This is a genomic window from Vibrio sp. V04_P4A5T148 (genome assembly GCF_963875605.1).
GTDB classification, from domain to species: Bacteria; Pseudomonadota; Gammaproteobacteria; order Enterobacterales; family Vibrionaceae; genus Vibrio; species Vibrio anguillarum.
The window spans coordinates 1-4,583 of record NZ_CAWNMS010000099.1 but is presented as its reverse complement, the minus strand read 5'-3'; the positions used below and the strand labels follow the sequence as shown (position 1 = coordinate 4,583).

Below are 4,583 nucleotides of genomic sequence, written 5' to 3'. Positions count from 1 at the left end.
AAGCAAATTCAGCTCCAGAGGATGAAAAATGGAAATCGAGTACAAAGTAAACCATCCAATCTCAGTTGAACAATTTGTGAGTTTACTGAAGAAAACATCATTGGGTGAGCGGCGTCCTTTGGATAATGAGTCAACTATTCAGGGTATGCTCGATAACTCTAATTTAATTGTGACCGCATGGCTGAACGATCAACTTGTCGGTGTTGCTCGTTCAGTGACAGATTTCCATTATTGCTGCTATCTGTCTGATTTAGCTGTTGATGAAAGTGTTCAATCCAATGGTATAGGTAAATATCTGATCTTAGTGACCAAAGAAGAGCTGAGCCCAAGCTGTAAATTGGTTTTACTGTCAGCACCGAAAGCACAAGGTTATTATCCGAAAATTGGTTTTGAAGCTCTTAATAGTGCATGGGTTCTATATAGCGCAGAACAGTTGAAAATCAATTAAATCAAGGTTTTATTTGCTTATAACAAAGCGTTCAAGAGGGACAGCCAACGCGTGGCATTTTTATTATGCGTTGGTTTTTGTGGTTACGGTGTTATGCGGAAGCTTGGCAGTTGCGTTGGCTGCCCCTTAACGCGGCGTTAGGTGAATTGGTGGAATAATGCAGCAAGTTTTAGTTTTAGAAACGGAACGTTTAATCCTTAGGCCATTTGAGCTGTCTGATGCAGAGCAAGTATCAGTATTGGCTGGCGATAAACGAATCGCAGAGATGACGGCAAACATACCGCATCCATACGAAGTGTCAGATGCAATTTCATGGATTGAAACACATGAAACCGGCTTTGCCAGCGGTGAGAGTATTGTTTATGCGGTTGTACATAAAGAATCGTGCGAGCTTATTGGTGCAGTGAGTTTGCCGAGTTTAAAAAATGGCCAAGGTATCTTAGGTTATTGGCTGGGTGTCGATTTTTGGGGGCAAGGTTATGCGACAGAAGCTTCAAAGGCATTAATAGAGTACGCAATAGAATGTCATGGATTGACAGAGTTAAAGGTTATGCATCTTGTTGGCAATGAACGTTCAAAGTCAGTTATCGATAAACTTGGTGTTACTTACATAGAAAACCAAACACTTCCTATGCAAGGTGGTGAGCGAGAGGTTTGTGTTTATATTTCAGCGGTATAAATTCACCTAACAAACGGCTCAAGAGGGATTGCCAACGCGTGGCGACTTTAGTGCAAAATTGAAATTCAGTGTTTACGGCGTGTTTTTTGAGTTCGGCGGTGCGTTGTCAACCCCTTAGCCGGGCGTTATGCAACTCAGGTAAATTTAGGAGTTCAATCTTTTGGGATTTCTCCGGCCATTTGTTTTGTGTTGTCGGCAAATGAGCACTTTTGCCCTCAAATCCGTGGTTCACTCAAGCCGTAAAACAGCTAAGGTTCTTTGTTTGCCTCAATCAGTTTTAGCGCTGGCGCGTTGTGAATCTTGCGGGCGCAAAGTGTGGAAAGGGCAAGTTTATCGAGCATTTTTTACTTGCTGAAGTTTTCGCTCGTTGAGTTTGTCTCATTCAAAAGCTTGGTTTGTTGTTGAACGGTGGACTTTGTTTTGGCGGCTTATTTATCACGGCTCTGGCTTCGGTTGGTTCTTGAGTTACTCAACCATTACAATTGTGGCTTTTGGTCGTGTAAAGTCGGTCAATCTTATTGAATTTGCATAACAAACGGCTCAAGAGGGATTGCCAACGCGTGGCGGCTTTAGTTCAAAATTGAAGTTCAGTGTTTACAGTGTGTTTTTTGAGTTCGGCTATGCGTTGTCAACCCCTTAGCCGGGCGTTATGTGCTTAAAATATAAAGGTGAATATGGCAGTTTTAGAAATTCTTACAGCACCAGATCCAAGGCTTAAGATTACAGCAGAGAAAGTTCAGGATATTGAATCGGTTCAGAAATTAATCGATGATATGTTGGAAACCCTATATTCAACTGATAATGGTATAGGTCTAGCTTCAGTTCAAGTGGGCCGTAAAGAAGCGGTTGTTATTATTGATCTTTCAGATAATCGAGATCAGCCATTGATATTGATTAATCCTGAAGTAGTGAGTGGTAGCAACAAAGCTTTAGGTCAAGAGGGGTGTCTTTCAGTTCCAGATTATTATGCTGAGGTGGAACGTTATACATCAGTTGTGGTATCGGCGTTAGATCGAACAGGTCAGCGAATCACGATCGAAAGTGATGATTTTCTGGCTATCGTTATGCAGCATGAAATTGACCATCTTTCTGGTAATTTATTCATTGATTATCTTTCGCCGTTAAAGCGTCAAATGGCGATGAAAAAGGTGAAAAAGTACGTCAAATCGCACTCTCAACCACGCACATAACAAACGGTTAAAGAGGGATTCGCAACGCTCGGCATTTTTGTTTTGCGTTTATTTCAGTGGTTACGGTGTTGTGCGGTGAGTTGGTAGTTGCGTTGCTCACCCCTTAACCGGGCGTTATATGTTTGAATTGGCTAGTGTACAAAAGGAAACAAAGAATGTTTGAAGAACTAAAAAATAAGCATAAAAATCATGTGTATAGTTTAGAAGCGGCATACTCGGAATCTCAAAAGTTATCTTTATCCCCAGAATTGCTTGAATATCGTGCGCTAGACAAGAATGACTTCAACAAACTATTTCAAATCGTGGACATGCTTCAGGCTCAGTTGGGTTATGATCATCTAGCTGGTGCGTGCTTGCTAGTCCATTCGAACCTTAAAAATGCCTTTGCCAGATATGGCTACAAATCTGAAATAATCTTGGGTGATGCAATTGTTAATGGTACTCCATATATGTCTTGTAACTTAGACGATTTGAAGGAGCAGCTTGCAGAAGGTATTGAACATAAAGGTCAAAAAATACATAGTTGGCTACTTTTAGAAAACGGACAGTTTTTTGATGCAACAATTGTTCGAGATCTGACTGATGGAAAAATGGCAGCAGAATTGTATTGTTTCGATGTACATAGTGACGAAAATGGTAATGTTATCGAGTACAAACCGCTCTTAGTAGGTTCTGACTTTGTAGAGAGGACTAATCCAGTTTATTACGCACACATATAACAAGCAATTTAAGAGGGATTCTCAACGCTTGGTATTTTTGCTTCTACTTCAACTTTAGTGGTTACGGTACAATGCCTTAGGTTGGGTGGTAGCGTTGTTCACCCCTTAATTGGGCGTTAGCTTAAATATTTTAGGTTAGAGTGTATGTCGAAGAAAAAGAAAAAAGCTTCAAGGAACCCTTCAAAGAAAAGCTCCAACGAAGCCTCTATTATGAATAAGTCTTCAAAGCTTACTAAGTTTTTGGGGTTTTTAGGGGGTAGTGGTTTGCTGTTAATGATGCTAAAAGTATCGTTTGACTATTTTGATAAAGGCGTAGCCATATCGTTCACCAAACCTTTAAATTCTGGTTACGAATTCAAAGTAACTAATAACAGCCCGATAGATTATACCGTTGAAAAGCTAAGGGTTTATCCAGACTTTAATCAAAAAATCGTTTTTACTCTTACACAAGATATCCTTGCTGAATTACAAGTAGACGAAGATGGTGTTTTAATTCCAGGTGGTAATGAAACATATATTCCTGCGTACGAATTTAAAGAGTTAGATGGTGTCGAGATAGAATCAAACCGAAGTGAAGCGTTTAGAGTTCCACCGTTATCTGCTAGAGATTACTATAAGCCAGAGGCTATGATAGTCTTTATTGAATATGAAGTAATGCCGACCAATTCATTTATTAGTGCTTTTCATAGACAACTCACTGTCTTCGGGTGGGTAAACTCAGTCACAAAGAATAAGTATTTAGTTTCAGGTGACTATTGGACTCCCCTAAGCTTGAATTCTGAAATATCAGCTTTGGAAACTGCATGTAGAGATACTGAATGGTTCTCTAAAAGTTCAGAGTGCAAAATTTAAGCTAACAAACGCTTCAAGAGGGACTTCCAACGCGTGGCATTTTTATTATGCGTTGATTTTGGTGATTACGGTGTTATGCGGAAACTTGGTAGTAGCGTTGTCAGCCCCTTAAGCGGGCGTTATGTTTTATTGAGCCTCAGCAAGATCAATTCACAAGTTTTAATGGGAAAACCTGGTCTAATTTAAAGGGTTTTCTGTTCTAATTTGTTGATATTATGAGTTTATTGTTCTTTTTGGTTGCTATTGAAAGTTGATCGATGCTTGAGTTTATTCGGCCAACTCTGCTCTGATAAATTGTGTACAAAAAAGGTTCGATTTTTGCTGAAAAGTCTCTTTCTTTTGTGTTGATTGTTCATTGATTCCATCGGCTATTTCGCTTCAGCATGTTTGGGATCTCACAGGCATCTTGCTTGCTGGCAGTGTTTGGTTAGCGCAAGTTTATCGATGCTTTTGCGCTTTTTCCGGCTCTGCTCTGATAAATTGTGTACGCAAAAGATTCGATTGGTGCTGAAAGGTCTCTTTCTTTGGTGTTGTTTGCTCATTGATTCCGCAGGCTATTTCGCTTCAACTTATTTGGGATCTTATCGGCACCAATGATTGCTGAAAGTAGGCAAGTTTATCATTTTGAGTTAAACTGCTTCGAACAAATGAATTTTGTAAAAGTTCAATATAATCAATAAGTAATAAAACATAAC

The 4,583-nt window shown here is 39.7% G+C and carries 5 protein-coding genes; all 5 read left to right on the top strand.

The annotated features are described in order from the left end of the window. Positions 1-28 precede the first annotated feature (28 nt). On the top strand, positions 29-448 hold the full coding sequence (locus AACT18_RS17095; protein ID WP_094146650.1) for a GNAT family N-acetyltransferase: 420 nt from the start codon (positions 29-31) through the stop codon (positions 446-448). A gap of 157 nt (positions 449-605) precedes the next feature. Continuing rightward, entirely contained in the window at positions 606-1,127 is a 522-nt protein-coding gene (locus AACT18_RS17090) for a GNAT family N-acetyltransferase (RefSeq protein ID WP_094146649.1), read from the top strand. A 674-nt stretch (positions 1,128-1,801) separates the two neighbouring features. Beyond that, entirely contained in the window at positions 1,802-2,317 is a 516-nt protein-coding gene (gene def / locus AACT18_RS17085; RefSeq protein WP_094145932.1) for a peptide deformylase, read from the top strand. A 155-nt stretch (positions 2,318-2,472) separates the two neighbouring features. Further along, complete coding sequence (locus tag AACT18_RS17080; protein WP_094143263.1) at positions 2,473-3,036, top strand: hypothetical protein; 564 nt, start codon at positions 2,473-2,475, stop codon at positions 3,034-3,036. Positions 3,037-3,180: 144 nt separating this feature from the next. Beyond that, positions 3,181-3,888 (top strand): hypothetical protein, encoded by a 708-nt coding sequence (locus tag AACT18_RS17075; protein ID WP_094143264.1) that lies wholly within the window; start codon positions 3,181-3,183, stop codon positions 3,886-3,888. Positions 3,889-4,583: the final 695 nt, after the last annotated feature.